The sequence below is a fragment of the Nonomuraea sp. NPDC049695 genome, assembly GCF_040674955.1.
Classification (GTDB): Bacteria; Actinomycetota; Actinomycetes; order Streptosporangiales; family Streptosporangiaceae; genus Nonomuraea; species Nonomuraea helvata.
Genome location: NZ_JBFANV010000003.1, coordinates 1 through 17,690 on the forward strand (window position 1 = coordinate 1; position 17,690 = coordinate 17,690).

The 17,690-nt window shown below is 68.3% G+C and carries 17 protein-coding genes and 1 tRNA gene; 6 read left to right on the forward strand and 12 right to left on the reverse strand.

Features of this window, described 5'->3' with window-relative positions; genetic code table 11:
* Positions 1-20: 20 nt before the first annotated feature.
* The 5 genes from AB0J64_RS03495 to AB0J64_RS03515 all read right to left on the reverse strand — a co-directional run bounded on the left by AB0J64_RS03495 (position 21) and on the right by AB0J64_RS03515 (position 5,841).
* Positions 21-97, reverse strand: a tRNA-Met gene (locus AB0J64_RS03495).
* Positions 98-151: 54 nt separating this feature from the next.
* Complete coding sequence (locus AB0J64_RS03500) at positions 152-3,109, reverse strand: UPF0182 family protein (RefSeq protein WP_364019953.1); 2,958 nt, start codon at positions 3,107-3,109, stop codon at positions 152-154.
* A 129-nt stretch (positions 3,110-3,238) separates the two neighbouring features.
* Positions 3,239-4,285 carry a PDZ domain-containing protein gene (locus AB0J64_RS03505; RefSeq protein ID WP_364019956.1) on the reverse strand — a complete coding sequence of 349 codons (1,047 nt, stop codon included), beginning with the start codon at positions 4,283-4,285 and terminating at the stop codon, positions 3,239-3,241.
* Between the two features lie 10 nt (positions 4,286-4,295).
* Positions 4,296-4,721 carry a molybdenum cofactor biosynthesis protein MoaE gene (locus AB0J64_RS03510; protein WP_364019959.1) on the reverse strand — a complete coding sequence of 142 codons (426 nt, stop codon included), beginning with the start codon at positions 4,719-4,721 and terminating at the stop codon, positions 4,296-4,298.
* A 46-nt stretch (positions 4,722-4,767) separates the two neighbouring features.
* Positions 4,768-5,841 carry an NAD-dependent epimerase/dehydratase family protein gene (locus AB0J64_RS03515; RefSeq protein WP_364020671.1) on the reverse strand — a complete coding sequence of 358 codons (1,074 nt, stop codon included), beginning with the start codon at positions 5,839-5,841 and terminating at the stop codon, positions 4,768-4,770.
* Positions 5,842-5,971: 130 nt separating this feature from the next.
* Here AB0J64_RS03515 and AB0J64_RS03520 point away from each other — a divergent pair, with 130 nt between their 5' ends.
* The 3 genes from AB0J64_RS03520 to AB0J64_RS03530 are packed head-to-tail and all read left to right on the forward strand — an operon-like array spanning position 5,972 to position 8,755.
* Positions 5,972-7,177: a zinc-dependent metalloprotease gene (locus AB0J64_RS03520; RefSeq protein WP_364020674.1), complete on the forward strand. Its 1,206-nt coding sequence runs from the start codon at positions 5,972-5,974 to the stop codon at positions 7,175-7,177.
* The gene (locus AB0J64_RS03525; protein WP_364019962.1) at positions 7,174-7,734 is read left to right on the forward strand and encodes an NUDIX domain-containing protein; all 561 of its coding nucleotides are present in this window, start codon (positions 7,174-7,176) and stop codon (positions 7,732-7,734) included. Before AB0J64_RS03520 ends, AB0J64_RS03525 begins: the two co-directional genes overlap by 4 nt.
* Before the next feature lie 31 nt (positions 7,735-7,765).
* Positions 7,766-8,755 (forward strand): endonuclease/exonuclease/phosphatase family protein, encoded by a 990-nt coding sequence (locus AB0J64_RS03530; protein WP_364019965.1) that lies wholly within the window; start codon positions 7,766-7,768, stop codon positions 8,753-8,755.
* A 56-nt stretch (positions 8,756-8,811) separates the two neighbouring features.
* On the opposite strand, the gene AB0J64_RS03535 is transcribed toward AB0J64_RS03530, so the two are convergent.
* The 3 genes from AB0J64_RS03535 to AB0J64_RS03545 all read right to left on the reverse strand — a co-directional run bounded on the left by AB0J64_RS03535 (position 8,812) and on the right by AB0J64_RS03545 (position 11,562).
* Positions 8,812-9,396, reverse strand: a complete 585-nt coding sequence (locus AB0J64_RS03535) for a hypothetical protein (protein ID WP_364019969.1) — start codon at positions 9,394-9,396, stop codon at positions 8,812-8,814.
* Positions 9,393-9,908, reverse strand: a complete 516-nt coding sequence (locus tag AB0J64_RS03540; protein ID WP_344992317.1) for a M48 family metallopeptidase — start codon at positions 9,906-9,908, stop codon at positions 9,393-9,395. Before AB0J64_RS03540 ends, AB0J64_RS03535 begins: the two co-directional genes overlap by 4 nt.
* Positions 9,909-11,208: 1,300 nt before the next feature.
* A complete protein-coding gene (locus tag AB0J64_RS03545) occupies positions 11,209-11,562 on the reverse strand; it encodes a hypothetical protein (protein ID WP_364019972.1) in 354 nt (117 codons plus the stop codon).
* Between the two features lie 244 nt (positions 11,563-11,806).
* Between AB0J64_RS03545 and AB0J64_RS03550 the strand changes: the two genes are divergently transcribed.
* The 3 genes from AB0J64_RS03550 (at position 11,807) to AB0J64_RS03560 (ending at position 15,175) form a co-directional block, all read left to right on the forward strand.
* A complete protein-coding gene (locus tag AB0J64_RS03550) occupies positions 11,807-12,223 on the forward strand; it encodes a hypothetical protein (RefSeq protein ID WP_364019975.1) in 417 nt (138 codons plus the stop codon).
* A 62-nt stretch (positions 12,224-12,285) separates the two neighbouring features.
* Entirely contained in the window at positions 12,286-13,620 is a 1,335-nt protein-coding gene (locus AB0J64_RS03555) for an AarF/UbiB family protein (RefSeq protein ID WP_364019978.1), read from the forward strand.
* Between the two features lie 958 nt (positions 13,621-14,578).
* Positions 14,579-15,175 carry a hypothetical protein gene (locus AB0J64_RS03560; RefSeq protein WP_364019981.1) on the forward strand — a complete coding sequence of 199 codons (597 nt, stop codon included), beginning with the start codon at positions 14,579-14,581 and terminating at the stop codon, positions 15,173-15,175.
* Between the two features lie 381 nt (positions 15,176-15,556).
* On the opposite strand, the gene AB0J64_RS03565 is transcribed toward AB0J64_RS03560, so the two are convergent.
* The 4 genes from AB0J64_RS03565 to tesB form a co-directional block, all read right to left on the reverse strand.
* Positions 15,557-15,721, reverse strand: coding sequence for a hypothetical protein (locus AB0J64_RS03565; protein WP_364019984.1), 165 nt, complete (start codon positions 15,719-15,721; stop codon positions 15,557-15,559).
* Positions 15,722-15,785: 64 nt separating this feature from the next.
* Positions 15,786-16,055: a WhiB family transcriptional regulator gene (locus tag AB0J64_RS03570; RefSeq protein WP_344992332.1), complete on the reverse strand. Its 270-nt coding sequence runs from the start codon at positions 16,053-16,055 to the stop codon at positions 15,786-15,788.
* A gap of 130 nt (positions 16,056-16,185) precedes the next feature.
* Positions 16,186-16,446: a hypothetical protein gene (locus tag AB0J64_RS03575; RefSeq protein WP_364019987.1), complete on the reverse strand. Its 261-nt coding sequence runs from the start codon at positions 16,444-16,446 to the stop codon at positions 16,186-16,188.
* A 162-nt stretch (positions 16,447-16,608) separates the two neighbouring features.
* The gene (gene tesB, locus AB0J64_RS03580; protein ID WP_344992335.1) at positions 16,609-17,478 is read right to left on the reverse strand and encodes an acyl-CoA thioesterase II; all 870 of its coding nucleotides are present in this window, start codon (positions 17,476-17,478) and stop codon (positions 16,609-16,611) included.
* Between the last annotated feature and the right edge of the window lie 212 nt (positions 17,479-17,690).

The following is a 17,690-nucleotide window of genomic DNA, read 5'->3' on the forward strand; positions in this document are numbered from 1 at the left end:
GGATCCCGGGCTTCTGGGAGTGGTAGCGGGGGCAGGATTTGAACCTGCGACCTCTGGGTTATGAGCCCAGCGAGCTACCGAACTGCTCCACCCCGCGTCGCGTTGTGTCTAAAGACTAGTGGGCGGCGCGGGGTGGGCGCAAACTGAATAGCTAGGACGTGCCTCCCGCTTGCGATCCCGTAGGCGATGGCGACGGCGAGACCGAGGGGGCGGGCGTGGCCGGCGGCGAGGCGGACGGAGTGGCCGAGGGCGCCGTCGAAGGTGTCGTCGATGGCGTCGGCTGCTGGACGTTGGCCCCTTGCAGCGCCTTCAGCGCCTCCTCCAGCCGCTTCTGCGCCTCACCGTAGGCGTCCCAGTTGGGCGGGGTGGCCTGCAGGGCCTTCTGCGCGTCCTCGTACGCCTTCTTGGCGTTGGAGATCGCCGTGTTGAGCGCCGAGTTGGCCTGGTTGGGGACGGTCGCCTGCTGATCAGTGGGCGGCTTCTGCTGTTGCTCGCCGCCGAAGACCTCCTGGAGCGCCACGTCCAGGGTCGGTCCGACACCGATCTTGCTGCCGTAGGACACCAGGACCCGCTGCAGGATCGGGTACGGCTCCTGGCCTCCGCCCGCTGTCGTCTGGACGTACACCGGCTCGATGTAGACCAGGCCGCCCGCGTACGGCAGCGTCAGCAGGTTTCCGTAGCGCAGCGACGAGCTGCCGACGCCCATGACGTTGAGCTGGCCGGCGAGGCGGCTCTGGAAGGCGTTCTGGATCTGCCCAGGGCCCGGGATAGGTGTGTTGGACGGCATGCGCAGGATGCGCAGCCGGCCGTATCCCGAACCGGCCGACGAGTCGACCGCCATGAACGCCGACAGGTTGGCCCCGCCCTGGCGCGGCACGAACGTGGTCGTCAGCGAGAACGTCGGCGTCGCGCCCGGCCCCGGCATCGTGGTGGTCAGGTAGTAGGGCGGCTGCTTGATGTTCTTGTCGCCCTGCGTCGGGTCGCCCGGGACGTTCCAGAAGTCCTGGCCGCTGTAGAAGGCGGCCGGGTCGGTGATGTGGTAGCGCGACAGCGTGTAGCGCTGCACCTTGAACAGGTCTTCCGGGTAGCGGACGTGGTTGCGCAGGTCGGGGCTCATCTCCGAGGCCGGGCGGATGACCCCCGGGAAGGCCTTGCTCCAGGTCTTCAGCATCGGGTCGTTGGTGTCCCAGCCGTAGAGCTTGACCGTGCCGTCGTAGGCGTCGACCGTGGCCTTGACGGAGTTGCGAATGTAGTTGATCTTGTCGGTCGGCTGCTGGGCGATCACGCGGCGGTCCGTGGACGCGTCGCGCGTCATGTCGCCGAAGCTCTCGCTCTGCGAGTACGGGTAGTCGTTGGACGTGGTGTAGCCGTCGACGATCCAGGTGATGCGCCCGTCGACGATCGCCGGGTAGGGGTTGCCGTCGAGCGTGAGGAAGGGCGCGACCTTCTGCACCCGGTCACGCGGGTTGCGGACGTACAGGATCTTGGAGTTGTCGTTGATGTCGCCCGACAGGAGGATGTTCGCCTCGCCGTACTTGGCGGCGTAGACGAGCCTGTTGACGAACGACCCGACCTGGACCCCGCCCCCGGTGTAGGTGGTGTTCTCCTGGCCCGTGCCGCCGGTCTTCGGGTAGTCGAGCTCCTGCGGGTTCTTCGGGTTGCCGCCCGCGATGACGTAATCGTCCCCGGCCGGGGCCTCGCCGAAGTAGACGCGCGGCTCCCGCAGCTTGGTGCTGGTCGCCAGCGGGCCGGTGACCGGCATGTCCTTGGCGTCGTACGCGGGCTGGCCGCTGGTGTCGACCTGGTTGCCCGGCGCGGCGACGAAGCCGTAGCCGTGGGTGTAGACCAGGGCCCGGTTGATCCAGTTGTTCTGGCCCTCGGGCGGGCCGGTCAGCTCACGGACGCCGACGACGTGGTCGATCAGCTTGCCGGTGCTGTCGGGGTAGCGGTCGACGTCGAGCGTGTCGCCGAAGCTGTAGAAGCCGCGGATGCGCTGCGTCTGCTCGTACGTCGACGACACGAGCGCCGGGTCGAGCAGGCGGACACCCGAGACCGAGGTGTCCCCGTCCTTCTGGACCTTGGCGGGGTCGGACTCGGCCTCGTAGGTCTCCACCTCGGTCTTGTCGACGTTGTACGCCTCCCGCGTGGCCTCGATGTTGCGCTGGATATAGGCGGCTTCCTTGCCCTGCTGGTTGGGCTTGACCTGGAACTGCTCGACCAGCGCCGGGTAGACGCCGCCGATCAGGATGGCCGAGAGCACGAGCAGGCCGGCCGAGACGCCGGGGAGCATGCCGCCGGGGCGCACGACGCCGGCGAAGAACAGGGCGGCGCAGATCAGCGCGATGATCGCGAGGATGGTCTTGGCCGGCAGGACGGCGTTGACGTCGGTGTAGGAGGCGCCGTTGACGAAGCCGCGGTCGGAGAAGACCAGTCCGAAGCGGTCGAACCAGTAGGCGACGGCCTTGAGCAGCAGGAAGACGCCGAGCAGCACCGACAGGTGGGTGCGCGCCGCCCTTGAGGCGTGCACGCCGGGCGACTGCAGCCGGAACCCGCCGTACAGGTAGTGCGTGATCGCCGCCAGCACGATCGAGATGATCACGGCGGTGAACAGGAAGTTCAGCACCATCCGGATGAACGGGTAGTCGAACATGTAGAACGAGATGTCCAGCCCGAACAGCTTGTCCTGCTTGCCGAACGACGCCCCGTTGACGAACTCGAGCCACGTCTGCCACTGTCCGGCGAAGGAGGAGCCGGAGAAGAGCGCGAGCAGGCCCATGCCGACAATGAAGATGAGCTTGCGGTGGGGGTCGAGCGCCATGCGGTAGCGGTCGGCGCCGCTGCCGCCGCCGAACATCGCCGGCCCGAACATCGGGCGCACCCGGAAGGCCAGCAGCATGTTGCCACCCGCGATGCCGACCATCAGCACCGCACCGATCAAGAACAGCACGATTTGGGTCAGCAGCACACCGGTGAAGACCGACGCGTAGTTCGTCGCGTCGAACCACAGATAGTCGGTATAAAACCCAGAAAATAGGAAAAACAACGCCACGATCGCCACAAGAGCGATCGCCACAGGCAGAAGCAGTCGGGGTCGGCGGGGCAAGCGCATCGCCCTACCGGCTCCTGGGGTCCGGAAGCTCAAGGCCAACCCCTCGTCGTGATGAAAAAACGGTCCGTGTCTGGCAACCTACACCGCGGTGCCAGCGCTACGGCTAACGCACGGCAAGGGCCGAAAGTTTCATCCGGCCTCACACGCGGGCACGTTTCCCTTGCCTGTGCGCAGCGCGTCGAGCGCCAGCACCGCGTCATGCATCGTCTCGGCCTTGACCAGCCGGAGCCCGTCGGGCACGGCTTTCATGGCCTCGGCGCAGTTGTCGGCGGGGGTGAGGAAGACGGTCGCGCCGGAGTTCTTGGCGCCCACCATCTTCTGTGCGATGCCGCCGATCGCGCCGACCTGACCCGACGGCTCGATCGTGCCGGTGCCGGCGATCTGCTTGCCGCCGGTGAGCTCACCTGGCGTGAGCTTGTCGAAGATGCCGAGCGAGAACATCAGCCCCGCGCTCGGCCCGCCGACGTCGCCGACGTTGATGTCGACGTCGAAGGGGAACTTGTACTTCGCCTGCATGAGCACGCCCACGAGGGGCTGCCCCTTGGGGCCCGCCACCGTCGGCACGGTGACGTCGAGCTTCTTGCCGCCCCTGGTGACGTTGAAGAGCACGTTCTCGCCGGGCTTGTGCGCCTTGACCGCGTCACCCACGACGTCGACGTTCTTGGCGGGTTTGCCGTCGACGGCATTGATCTCGTCGTCCTTCGCGAGCTTGCCGTCGGCGGGCTTGCCCTTCTCCGTGGACACCACCGTCACGGCGGTGGTGTAGGGGATCTTGAGCTCGTTGAGCGCGGCGGCGGTGGCGGAGTCCTGGGAGTTGGTCATCTCGACCGTGTTCTCCTCCTCGACCTCCTTGGGATCGCGGTCGGGAGCGAAGATGGTCTCCTGCGGGACCACCGCGACAGTCGGGTCGATCCAGCCGCGCAACGCCGTCAGCAGGTCGATCTGGGCGGCCGGGCCGCCCTGGTAGGCCACCGTGACGAGGCTGAGCGCGCCGCCGGTGGGATAGGTCTGCCGCCCGTTGATCGTGATCACGGGCTTCTTGTCGACCTCGCCGATCGTGTTCTCCGTCGGGCCGGGGCTCAGCACGACGTACGGGACCGGACTGAACGCGCCCACCACGCCGAGCGCGAGCACCAGGAAACCCGCGATCAGCAGGGTCAGGGCGCGTCGTGACATGTCGATGAGCTTATTCGCCGGCGCCGACCCATTCGGTCTCGCCGTCGGCGAACGCCTGATGTTTCCAGATCGGGACCTCTGCCTTCAGGTCGTCGATCAGCCGGCGTGAGGCCTTGAACGCCTCGTCCCTGTGGGGCGCGGCCACTGCGACGACGACGGCCGCCTCGCCCAGCTCCAGGTCGCCCACGCGGTGCACGGCGGCCAGCGCCGTCACGGGAAAGTCGGCGGCGATCTTCTCGGCCACCCGCCGCAGCTCCGCCTCCGCCGAGGGGTGCGCCGAGTAGGAGAGCCTGGTCACCGGCTTTCCGTGGTCCTGCTCGCGTACGGTGCCCACGAAAAGGGTGGTGCCGCCGGCGGCGTGGTCGCCCACGGCGGCCAGCACCTCGTCGACGGAGAGCGGCGTGTCACGAATGCCGAGCAACCGGATGACGTCCACGGAAAGGGAGCCTACCCAATGAGAAACCCGCTCGTACGGCTGCCGCTTACAGGCGCCGCTTCTTACGCACCTGCCGGACGATCGCGGCGGTGCCGATGACGGCGACGGTGGCGCCCGCGGCGGTGAGCGTGGCCTCCTTGACGGGCAGTCGCCGGCCGACCACGGTCGTCCTCTTCTCGCGCAGCTCGAGGAGCTGGGCGAACGCGGCCTCGTTGGTCCACGACGGCTTCCAGCCAGCCTCGCGCAGCGACGCGCAGTCGACGACCCACGGATAGACGACGTAGTGCAGGTCCGTCGCGGGCGCCGGGGTCACCCCGAGCCGGTGGAGCCGCTGCGCCGTGCCGAAGGTCAACCCTGCGGGCAGTTCGAGGCTGCGGATGCCGGACAGCTCCTCGACCTGTTCGTGCCCCAGCCACCCGTCGGAGCCGACGGCCACCACGCCGGTGACCGCGCCGCGCGCCGCCAGCTCCAGCGCCGAGATCAGGTCGTCGATGTGGCAGAACTGCCAGTGCGGGTTGCAGCCCTTGACGGTCAGGAGCCTGGGCGACTCGAAGTGACGGGTGATGACGGTGTCGACTCCCGGACCGACCACGGCGGCCGGGCGGAGCACGGTGACCTCCAGGCCGGGGTGGGAGCGCAGCGACCTGCGTACCAGGGACTCGATCTCCAGGTAGTCGCCGACGACGCCGGTGTCGGGCTCGGCCGCCACCGGAGCGTCCTCGGGCAGGGGGACCTCGTTGTCGGGCGCGGCGCCGTACACCATCGCGCTTGTGACCAGCACCACTCTGCGCACGCGCGCCGCGGCGCTGGCCGTCAGCACCGTCTGGGCGGCCCGGAGGTTGTACGCGCGCCGCTCACCTGGGTCGGAGTCGACGGCGTAGTCACCGGCCAGATGAACCAGGACGTCGATGTCGGAGATCCGGTTCGCCAAGAGCGGATCCCGTACGTCGAGCACTCTCCACGTGGCGTCCTGAACGTCGCCGCGCTGATCGTCGATGGCCACCACCCTGCGGAAATCCGCGGAGGATACGAGCCTCGCGAGCAGCTCGCGGCCCAGGCCGGAAGCCGCTCCCGTGACGGCTACTACGGGTTGGCGCGGGCGTTTCGAGGTAGGCACCAGGTCCTCACTTTGCACTGATCCGCCGTAGGACGACTAACGTGGCGGATGTGGACTCCTCCATCCTGCACGAGGTAGAGCGGTGACTGACCTGCCAGGTCGCGAAAACGACCCTAACGAGAACCCGTTCGCCATGTTCGGCAACCCTGAGCAGATGGCTCAGGCGATGCGCCAGTTCGCCGACATGCTGTCGGCGCCGCAGGGTTCAGGCCCTGTCAACTGGGACATGGCCAAGAACATCGCCCGCCACGCCGTGGTCGCCCAGGGCGACCCGAGCGTCATGGAAGGCGAACGCCGCCAGATCGTCGAGGCGCTGAGCCTCGCCGACCTCTGGCTCAACGAAGCGACGACGCTGCCGAGCGGCGTGTCCAATCCGCAGGCCTGGAGCCGGTCCGAGTGGATCGAGAACACCGTCCCGATCTGGCGAAAGCTCTGCGAGCCGATCGCGGAGCGCATGGTCGAGACCATGGGCGGCGCTCTCGGCGGCTCCGGGCTGCCTCCGGAGGCCCAGCAGATGGCCGGGCCGCTGCTCGGCATGCTCAAGCAGATGGGCGGCATGATGGTCGGCCAGCAGATCGGGCAGGCGCTCGGCTCGCTGGCCCGTGAAGTGGTCGGCACCACCGACATCGGCCTGCCGCTGTCCGACACGGCCGCGCTGCTGCCGGGGGGCATCGCCTCCTTCAGCGAGGGCCTGGAGATCCCGTCCGACGAGATCAGGCTCTATCTGGCGCTGCGCGAGGCCGCGCACCACCGGCTGTTCCAGCACGTCCCGTGGCTGCGCTCCCACCTGCTGGGCGCGGTCGAGGAATACGCCAAGGGCATAACGGTCGACACTTCGGCTCTCGAAGAGCAGATCCGCGGTCTCGACATCAACAACCCTGAGGCGATCCAGGAGGCGCTGAGCGGGGGCAACCTGCTCAAGCCCGAGGAGACCGAGCGGCAGAAGGCCGCCCTGTCGCGGCTGGAGACGATGCTCGCCCTGGTCGAGGGGTGGGTGGCCACCGTGGTCGACCGGGCGGCCGAGGGCAAGCTGCCCTCCGCCGTGGCGCTGGCTGAGACCGTACGCCGACGGCGCGCGACCGGTGGGCCCGCCGAGCTGACGTTCGGGACTCTCGTGGGCTTGGAGCTGCGGCCCCGGCGGCTGCGCGAGGCGGCGGCGCTGTGGCGCGCGCTGGAGAACGCGCGCGGGCTCGACGGGCGCGACGCGCTGTGGGGCCATCCCGATCTCATGCCGACGGCCGACGATCTCGACGACCCCGACGCCTTCGTGCTCGGCGAGACAGCCTGGGACATCTCCGAGCTGGAGAAGAAGCCGGACGACAAGGGCGACGAGAGTTGAGCCTGCATGCCGACGCGGTGGCGGTGCTGTCCGCGTGGGACGCGCCGACGCCTGAGGAAGAGGCGTTGCGGGCGGAGTTCCTGGAGCATCTGGGCTCCTACGACGACGCGATGCTGCGTGAGTGCGTACCAGGGCATCTGACGGCCACGACGGCGGTGCTGTCGCACGACGGCTCGCAGGTGCTGCTCACGCTGCATCCGAAGGCCAAGATGTGGCTGCCCATGGGTGGCCACTGTGAGATTTCCGACATGTCGCTCGCGGAGGTTGCTCTGCGGGAGGCGTGGGAGGAGTCGGGAATTTCCGGACTCGAGCTGCTGCCCGGGCCGCTCGCGGTGGACAAGCACGTCGTATGGTGCCATCCACCGCACAGCTGGCATCTCGACGTCGAATACGCGGCCGTGGCCCCTCCCGGCGCCGAGGCCGTGATCAGCGAGGAGTCGCTGGATCTGCGCTGGTTCCCGGTTGACGGCGTTCCCGAGCCCTCCGACGAGGCGACTCGGCGATTGGCCGCACGTGGACAGGCAAAGCTTCGGTCAGGCTCACGCGCCCTCGGCTAGAGTCCGTTGCGTCGTTCCAACAGGGGGTGGCGTGGAGACTTCTGCCGTCGGCGGCACGATCGTGACGCCTGGGCGCAAACGGGTGAAGTTCCCCGGGACGGCGTTGACCTGGCTGGCGGTGACGCCGTTCGCCGCCTGGGCCGTGGCCAGGGTGGCCGGGCTGGAGCGGGGGTCGCTGCCCACGCAGATCATGACCGCCACCCCGTACGCTGCGGCGGGTTCGCTGGTCCCCCTCCTGATCGCCGCGGTCGGGCGCAAGCGCGCCGCGACCGCCGTGGCGCTGCTGGCCACCACCGCGCTCGGCTTCAGCGTGCTGCCCAGGGCGCTGGGCAGCGCCGAGACGACGTCGGGCAGGCCCTTCCGGGTCATGACGATCAACATGCTGTTCGGCAGGGCCGACGCGGTGACGATCATGAAGCTGGTACGCGAGTTCAACCCCGACGTGCTGAGCACGCAGGAGCTGACGCCCGGGGCGGTCTCCGACCTGGACGCGGCCGGCCTCGAAGAGGTGATGCCGCACCGGGTGCTGCTGCCCGAGTGGAGCGCCGGGGGTAGCGGGCTCTACTCCAGGCATCCGCTGGAGCCTCTGACGGGCGTGATGCCGCCGGTCGGGCATCAGATGCCTGCCGCGCTGATCTCCCTTCCCGGCGGGAAGCCGGTCGAGTTCATCGACGCGCATCCCTTTCCGCCGCTGGGGGACTATGTCGTCGAGTGGAACGAGGCTCTCGCGGCCTTCCCGTCCGCCTCGTCGCCGGACCGGATCCGGATCATCGCGGGCGACTTCAACGCCTCGCTCGACCACGCCGCCCTGCGCGGGCTGCTGGCCCGCGGCTACAAGGACGCGGCCGACACGGTGGGGGCCGGGCTGATACCGACGTGGCCGGCGAACAAGCGGGTACCGCCGATCATCACGATCGACCATGTGCTGGTGGATCGGCGGGTGGGGGTGAAGGAGGTCAGCGTGCGGGACGTGCCGAGGACCGACCATCGCGCCGTGCTGGCCGAGCTCACCGTGCCCTGACCGGCCGGGCGCATTGTGCCCTGACTTACCCGCCCTTCTGCCCTGACGGGCTGAGTTCACCGTGCCGCGACCAGGGCCCTCGTGTTCTCCCAGCCTTCCAGGCCGGGGTCGAGGCGTTCGACGTCTTCGCGGGTGCGCAGGCGGTGCCAGCCCGGGGAGGTGGCGACCCGACGCGGTCCGGGGGCCTGAGCGCGCAGGGTGGCAACGATTTCCGCGTCGTCGAGGTCGGGATCGGCCCAGGTGGGGGCGGGGAGTGCGCAGGCCATGGCCACCGCGCCGCCGTTCTCGGCCGGGCAGATCGTGATCTCGGCCCTGCCCAGCTCCCTGAAGAGCTTGCCGACGAGCAGGGGCGGCAGGTCGGGCGCGTCGGCGCTGATCACGGCTGCCTGGTCGGCGTTGAGGCGCTGGAGGATGATTTTTAGCGGTTCATCGTCTTTTATCGTGATTACTTCGGTGCCGGGCCAGACGATCTCCTCCAGCTCCGGGATGCTGGTGATCAGGACCGGAGTGACGAGCTCCAGCCCGGCGACCATCTCGTAGGTGTCCTCCGCCACCGCTTCGAGAAACTCACGGGGATCCACGCCCGGGGGCGCCGCCTGTGCCATGCGCTGTCGTACGAGAACCGCGGCGATGCGCGTCAACACTCCTCCGGTGCCGTATGGGCCGCGGCCGAGAATCCCTCCAGAAACCCGCGCGCGCGTTCTGCCTTGGGATACTGTTCTACCAGCGCCCAGAACTTGGCCCCGTGGCTGGGCACCAGCAGGTGCACCAGCTCATGGATGATCACGTAGTTGATGACCCATTCGGGCAGGCCCTTGAGCCTGGTCGAGATCCTGATCGTGCCGTTCTCAGGGGTGCACGAGCCCCAGCGGTGCTGCTGGTTGTCGACCCATCGCACGCTCACCGGCTCCGGCTTGCCGTCGAGATATCTCGTCGACAGCTCCTTGGCCCGCTCGAGCAGCGCCTCGTCGGTGGGCCTTCGTCGGCTTTCCTTCGCAGCCAGCCGATCCAGCATCCGGCTCACCCACTCATCCGCGTCTTCACCACTCAGCCAGGCGGGCAGGAGCACGATCGTCTTGTCGCCGTCGCGGTAGGCGGAGACCGTACGCCGGCGACGAGAACTGCGACGAACCTCGACTGTCTCGGGGGGCACATATGCACGGTAGCCGACCCCGGCGAAATTCCACAGAGGGTGGACGTTGTTTCTGCTGGTCAGATGATTAAGAGCCGGTGAATTTGGGCACGCGCGGTTTCCCGATGCGCGGCCTGACCTGGATCGACCTGCTGGAGGCCGTGGTCAGGGGCATGTTGGGGATTCCCACATCAGCACGGCTTCCTGGCGTTGATGGTCTTGGTTGTGAGTGCTTTGGCGGGCCTTGTGGGGTTGGCACGTTCTAGGCGATCTTCGCTGCGATGGCATCCGCTTGCGACATTGGGCTATTTTCCGGGAAAGATTGATTTACCAGATCTTTATCTCTGCTCGTCCGGGCCATCTCCTGTCCACAGGCACCCGTCCGGGGCCATGCTTATCCACAGCCACCGCCGAACCGGCCCGGGATCTTGCTCGGCCATGAAATCTTTCCCGCCATGAGGCCACGTGTGAAGCCCGCCCTCCGGCGCATCATCCGCGACGAGCACACCCTCCAATACGGCGTACACCCCCTCCGGGCCGTCATTCTCAGCGGGCTGACCCCGGCCGTCCGCCAGTGGATAGAGAGGCTCGACGGCACTCGCGAGCTCGAGCGTGTCCTGGCCGAGGCGGCTGCTGCGGGCTTGGACGAGATCAGTGCTCGCTCGTTGCTGGAGCAACTCGCCGCACAGGGCGTTCTCCACGACGCTGCCACCAGCCCCACGCCGCTCGCCGATCTCTCACTGGCCGAGAGAGACCGCCTGAGACCCGACATCGACGCCCTCGACCTCGCCTCCACCGCCCCGGACGGCGCGATCGCCCACTTCGGCCGCCGCAGGGAGCAGCGGGTGCGCGTCTATGGGGCAGGCCGGGTGGGCGCGCAGGTGGTCGCCCTCCTCGCCGCCGCCGGGGTCGGCAACATCCGCGTGTTCGACCCAGGCACCGCCCGGCCGTGCGACATCACACCCGGCGGGCTGACGTGGGCAGAGGTCGGTCTCCCCCGGGAGGTCGGCGCGGTGGCGGTCGTCAGGCGGCTCACTTCAGGCGGCCACACGTCACGTGGCCACACGTCCGTGGAGTCGGCGGGCGCGCCGCAAGCCGTCGATTCCCGAGGCACCACTCGTCCGCCGGTCGCGCCGCCTGCTCGATCACCGCAGACCGCGCGGGTCACCAACACACCACCAGTCCCGCGCTCCGGCCGTCCAGCGCAGGGCGGTCACTCCAGTGACGCAGCACCGTCGTCACGCTCCAACCGCCCAGCACAAGGCGATCGCTCCAGTGACGCAGCACCATCATCACGCTCCAACCGCCCGGCACAAGACGGTCACTCGGGTGGCGCATCACCATCACCGCGCTCCGGCAACCCAGCGCTGTCCTCGCGGTCCGGCCACCCAGCGCTGTCCTCGCGCTCTGGCAACGCGGGACAAGCCGCACGCTCCAGCACCCCCGCCCAGGCCGCGACCTCCGGCGACCCGGCGCAGGCGGCGCGCTCGGGCCTTACCCCGTATCGGAGGTCCGCCGCCGGCGCTGCGATGCCCTCCCGGACCACCGCACCATCCACCGCAGGCACCGCGCGGTCCACCGCAAGCACCTCAGGCACCGCGTCGTCCACCGCAGGCACCGCGACAGCCGCCGCGGGTGCCTCGGCGTCCTCCGCGAGCGCCGTGACGTCCGCCACGGGTGTGGAGGCGTGCCGCACCACCACTGGGTCGTTGCAGCAGGGGCGCACCTCTGAGAGGCGGGCCGTCCCATCGGGCGGGCAGCCCGTTGCGACGTCCGCCCGGCAGCGTCCGGAGGCTGACGGTGACGGTGGTGAAGGGGCGAGGCCGTCCGTCACTGCCTTGGCCGGAGGTCCGTATCTTGGGGACAAGTCGGATCGGCCCGATCTCGTCATACTCACGCCCGTCACACCCCTCGACGGGGTGCTGGTCAACGAGCTGGCCTCGCTCGGCATCCCGCACCTTCTGGCGTCGGCATTCGAGGGGCACGGTACCGTGGGGCCACTGGTCATACCGGGGAAGACGGCGTGCCTGCACTGCCTGGACCTGACGCGCCGGGATGGTGATCCCGGATGGCCGATCGTGACCGCCAGGCTGGGTGGTTATCCGCCGGGCGAGATCGCCTGTGACACCACGCTGGCGACGCTGGTGGCGGCCGAGGCGACCGGCCATGCGCTCGCCTACCTCGACGGCAAGGAGCCGGCTGTGACCAACGGCACATTGGAAGTTACGCCTGATTGGCGCTGGAAAAGGCGGTCGTGGAAGGCGCATCCGCAATGTCGTTGTATGCGAAACAATCCGTATTCGCTAAGAATGGTCATGTCTCCTAACCGCGACTGACGTGCTCAGAGGATGACCATGAAGGGGGGAAGCGGTATCTCGCCGAGGTTCCGCGCATCAGTGTGAGCGATCTTCCGCGTCGTGCTGTCACGCGCTCCGCCAAGCTGGCCGCCCTTCCGCTCGGATTCGCCGGCCGCGCCGCACTCGGGCTGGGCAAGCGACTCGGGGGCAAGTCCGCCGAGATCGTGGCGCAGGAGGTCCAGCAGCGTACGGCTGAGCAGATCTTCAAGGTGCTCGGCGAGCTCAAGGGCGGCGCAATGAAGCTCGGGCAGGCCCTGTCCATCTTCGAGGCGGCGCTGCCGCAGGAGATCGTCGGCCCCTATCGCGCCACCCTGACCAAGCTGCAGGACGCCGCTCCCCCGTTGCCCGTGTCCACCGTCCACAAGGTGCTCGCCGAGCAGCTCGGCGACGACTGGCGGGAGAACTTCCTGTCGTTCGACGACCAGCCGACGGCCGCCGCGTCGATCGGGCAGGTGCACAAGGCTGTGTGGCATGACGGCAGGGAGGTGGCCGTCAAGATCCAGTATCCGGGGGCGGGTAAGGCGCTGCTCGGCGACTTCGCGCAGCTGGCGCGGCTGGGCAAGCTGTTCGGCGCGCTGCTGCCCGGTCTCGACATGAAGGCCGTGCTGGCGGAGCTGCGCGAACGGGTCGCCGAGGAGCTCGACTACCTGCGGGAGGCGGAGGCCCAGCACGCGTTCGCGCTCGAATTCGACGGTGATCCCGACTTCCATGTCCCCGACGTGGTCGCGGCCAACGAAATGGTGCTGGTCAGCGAGTGGATGGACGGCACCCCGCTGTCCCGGATCATTGCCGACGGCACCAAAGAGGAGCGCGATCACGCCGGATTACTCTTCGTCCGCTTCCTCTTCTGCTCCCCCGCGCGGGTCGGCATGCTGCACGCCGATCCGCACCCAGGCAACTTCCGGATGCGGCCCGACGGGCGGCTCGGCGTACTGGACTTCGGCGCGGTCAACCGCCTGCCCGGCGGCTATCCCAAGATGTTCGGCCAGCTGACGCGCATCTTCAACGAGGGCGACATGGACACCGTCATGGCCGGCCTGCGCCGGGAAGGCTTCATCCGCGACGACATAGAGATCGATCCCGACGCGCTCCGAGCCTTTCTGGCGCCGTACGTGGAGCCGACGGCGGTGGAGGAATTCACGTTCAGCCGGGAGTGGCTGCAGGCGCAGGCGGCGAGCGTCACCGACCTCCGCCCCACGAACGTGGTCCGCCAGCTGAACCTCCCGCCTTCGTACGTGCTCATACACCGCGTTCATGCCGCCGGGATCGGCGTCCTGTGCCAGCTGGGCACCACGGCCCGCTTCCGCGACGAGGTGATCCGCTGGGTCCCCGGTTTCTCCGACGACCCCAACGACGAGGCCCTGGCCGTCAACTAGCCCGTCCACGGGTCATCCCTTCGTTGATGGGCCCACGGGTGACTCGTTGACGGACACAGGGATTTTACTGACGCCGTATTGATTTTCGACTGCGCTGTGTAATGATACGAGTGCAAGGCGTTACCGAACGGAGGGGATCCGGATGCGTCGATCCGCGCGCCTGTCCACCCCCGCCACACCGGCGACCGCAGGCCTCTTCATGGCCGCTACCACCGTCGCCGGGTCGCGGGGATCACAGGCGTGGGTGCCGCACGCATCGATTCTCGCCCGGCTCGACTTAGCACTGCCCGTAGCCGGCATAGGCACGTGACCCGCCGGCCAGGGTCGTGACACCCGAGGTCGGTCCGAAACGGTGACGGCTGTGGCGGGTTCAGGACTGAGGCACCTGGAGCCGGCCAGAGGCAGTGACACCTGTGGCGGGTTCAGGTCTGAGACACCTGGAGCCGGCCAGAGACGGTGACGCCTGTGGCCGGTGAAGCGGGTGTCGCCCGTGGCCGGTTCGGGTCGTGACACCCGTGGGCCGGTTCGGGCCGCAATGCCCGTGCACGCGCGTGTGCTCGTGCACGGTGAGCCCACCGGCGCCGATGGTCAGCGCACTCCCCTCCAGGGTGCTGAACAGGCGCCGGTGGGCTCGCAAACAGCCGTGGCAACCTGAAGCCGACCGAGGCAGGGGCGTTCAGGTGAGGCCTTGGAGCAGGGCCGGGACGCCGTCCGTGAGGACGCGTCCACTCTCCTCAAGTGAGTCCAAGAACCACCCCGGGAGCGGGCTGCGGAGCGAGCAGGTCCTGACGAGTGTCTTCGCCGACGGAGCGCCGCGCAGCTGTGAACCGCCCCTGCTCAGTGCGCCGAGTTCTTTCGGGGCGCTTACATCTCTCGGCGCGCTCTCACCATCTCGGGCGAAAACGCGCACCATAACGAGCGTTATCGCTTGATATCGCCGAGGGAAAGGACTCCAGACATGCGCGTCCATCGGGTCACGGCGGCGGCCGGGTTCGTCTGCGCCGCACTGCTCGTGGTGAGCTCCGCCCGCCGTGCCGGGTTCCTGCCGGAGACGGCGTTCACGCACGCCATCGCGCCGTTCGGGGCGCTGACGGGCTTGCTCGCGATCACGGGCGTCTACCTGCTCATCCGGAATACGGCTGGTGGTCTCGGACTCGTCGGGTACGTCCTCAACTCGACCGGTCTGGCCGGAGCGTTCGCGATCGAGTACATACTGCACTTCGTCTTCCCCTACCTCGGCGGGGGCACGGTGAACGAGCTGCTGGCCGGGGACACCGGGCGGGCGTTCCTGGTCACGTCGGTGGTCCTACTGGCTGGGGTGCTGACGTTCAGCGCGGCGGCGATCCGGAGCGGGGCGATGCCCGCCCTCGGCGTGGTGCTCTACGCGGTGGGGATGGTTCCCGGGTCGTTGCGGAGCGTGGTGCCGCTGCCGGTCTATCTGATCGGGCTGGTGGTGGCGTCGGTCGGGGTCGCCTGGATGTCGGCTCGGCTGTGGGCCGCCGAAGAGGAACTCGTCACGAGTTCGCCGCGAACCGGCGTACGTCCCACGGCTTGAGGTGGGACGACGTAACGTCCCGGCGGAGGTGGCCCGCGTACGAGCCGAGAGGGCGCGCGACAACCAGCCTCGGACGGCGTGACGCCTCGGCAGAAAGTGGCCCACTGTAAGAGCCGAGGGAGGAAAGGTGGGCGAGCGCGACAGACAGTCAGCCTGTCGACGGGCGTGACGCTTCCGCCGAAAGTGGTTCCGTGCGGGCCGAGGAGGTGAGGGAGGGCGGGTGCGCGACGGTCGGCGCTTCGAGAGGGGCAATGTGCTGGGCCCAAGTGGTCGCGTACGAGCCGAGGAGGCGGGCTCGCAAGGGAAGAGCCGGGCGCTGGGAGCGCCCGGCTCTTTTGGAGGATCGCGGGAGATCCTGCGCCGGCGGCAGGATCTCCCGGATCACATCTGGCGGCTCAGGGCCTCGCGGAGGCGGTCGTGCGCCCGCTTGACCTCGCGCCGCGCTCGCTGCACGCGGCTGACGCGCAGGATGAGGCGTTGGTGCTCCGCCTCGCGGTGGAGCGTTTGTATTCGGTCATTTACCAGGTCATGGATGAGATCCGGCACTGCTCGGCTCCTCGTGATCTGAGTGCTCATTCGTCTGTTCGCTTTCTGGTGGTAGGTGCGGTGTTCAGGCAGCGACCGGGTGCTTGCGGGGACGCCCGCGCGGACGCTTGCGGGGAACGATCGTTCCCCTGAGGATCAGTTCGCCGCCCCAGACACCCCACGGCTCCTCGCGCTCGAGCGCGCGGGCCAGGCAGGCCTTCTGGATGGGGCAGCCGCCGCAGAGCGCCTTCGCGAACTCAACGTCGTCCGGCGACTCGGCGAACCACAGGTCAGGGTCGGTACGGCAGGGGATCTTGGCTTCGTCGATCAGGTCCATGATCGTCTTCGCCCCCATCTGCTTCTCCTTTTGATCGATCTTTTTGATCTTGGTCGGGACACCTCGTAGGTGGTCGGGATCACGGACAAATAAATAAGGCCGCGGATCCGTCTGTGGATCCGCGGCCTGGTGGGCTGCTATGTACCGGTCAGGTTATGACCGGTGCATCCCTCCAGGGCTGCGGACCCCACAGTCCACCCTTGGTGAGCTGGTTGGCCGGCAGTTCAATACGTGCGGTGTAGGCAGGGGCAGCTTGCGCAGCGGCGCCGTAGTGGGCGCGCGCGTTGTAGGCAGCCGCCTGGCTACGGGCAGACCTCTCCTGCCGCGGCTTGGCGGGACCATCGACGAGCCTCACCGAGTCACGGCACGCGGAAGCGAGCCACTGCGTGGCCGACATCTTGATGCTCATCACTGGTGACTCACCTCCACTCGAGATCGTCGGGACTGTGCGTCCCGACTCGCTTGACCAAGACCCTAAACCGGGAACCCAGGAACCGGCAACATATTTTCTACCTGCGATTTTGTAACAAGTGGCCGTCTCTGACGGCCGTCGCAGGCGGTGACTTCGCGCCTACTTCGTCAGGCGGATCATGGCCTCCTGGACGACCGAGACCACGAGCTCACCCGACGCGGTGAACATCTCACCGCGCGCAAGTCCCCGAGCTCCCCCCGACCAGGGGGATTCCTGAGCATAGAGCAGCCAGTCGTCGGCCCTGAAGGGGCGGTGGAACCACATGGCGTGGTCCAGTGACGCGCCCATGACATTCGACGCGCCCCAGGCCATGCCGTGGGCCAGCAAGATCGTGTCGACCAGCGTGAAGTCGGAGGCGTACGCGGCCAGCACCACGTGCAGGAGCGGGTCATCGGGCAGGTCCGCGTGGTAGCGGAACCACACGTTGGTCTCGGCGCTGCGCAGCTCCGGGTTCTTGAACGCCTCCCAGGTGAGCGGCGAGACGTACCTGGCGTCCACAGGGCGAGGCCGCGAGAGCCAGTCCCGGAGGCCGGGGTTGTCACCGGCCAGCTCGTACATCCTGTCCTGGAACGTGGGGAGCGTCTCAGGGTCGGGCACCTGCGGCATCACGGACGCCTGATGCGTCACACCCTCCTCGGGGATGTGGAACGACGCCGACATCGTGAAGATCGCCTTGCCGTGCTGGATGGCGACGATTCTGCGGGTGGTGAACGAACGGCCGTCGCGCAGGCGCTCCACGTTGTAGACGATCGGGACGGCGGGGTCGCCGGGGCGGATGAAGTACGCGTGGAGGGAGTGCACGTTACGGTCCTTGGGGACCGTACGGCCGGCTGCCACGAGGGCCTGGGCCGCCACCTGGCCACCGAAGACGCGCTGGATGCGTTCCTCCGGGCTTCGTCCCCGGAAGATGTCGAGCTCGATCTGCTCCAGGTCGAGCAGGTCCAGGAGCTCCTTCAGCGCCTCGTTCACGTGTCCGTCCCCCCTTGGTGCTGTGCAGTATTGGGACAAGTCTGACGTGTCTCCCGTATGCGGCCAAAGGTGGGCCGGACGTTGCCCGATGATCCCGGGCGCTGGTTTCCCTCCTGTTACGGCGCTGCGGCCTTTCTGGATGGTGGTTCTTGGGGGCTCAGGGAGGCCGCCTTTCGCTGGAGAGCCGGCCTCGACCCACGGACCCGGCGTGA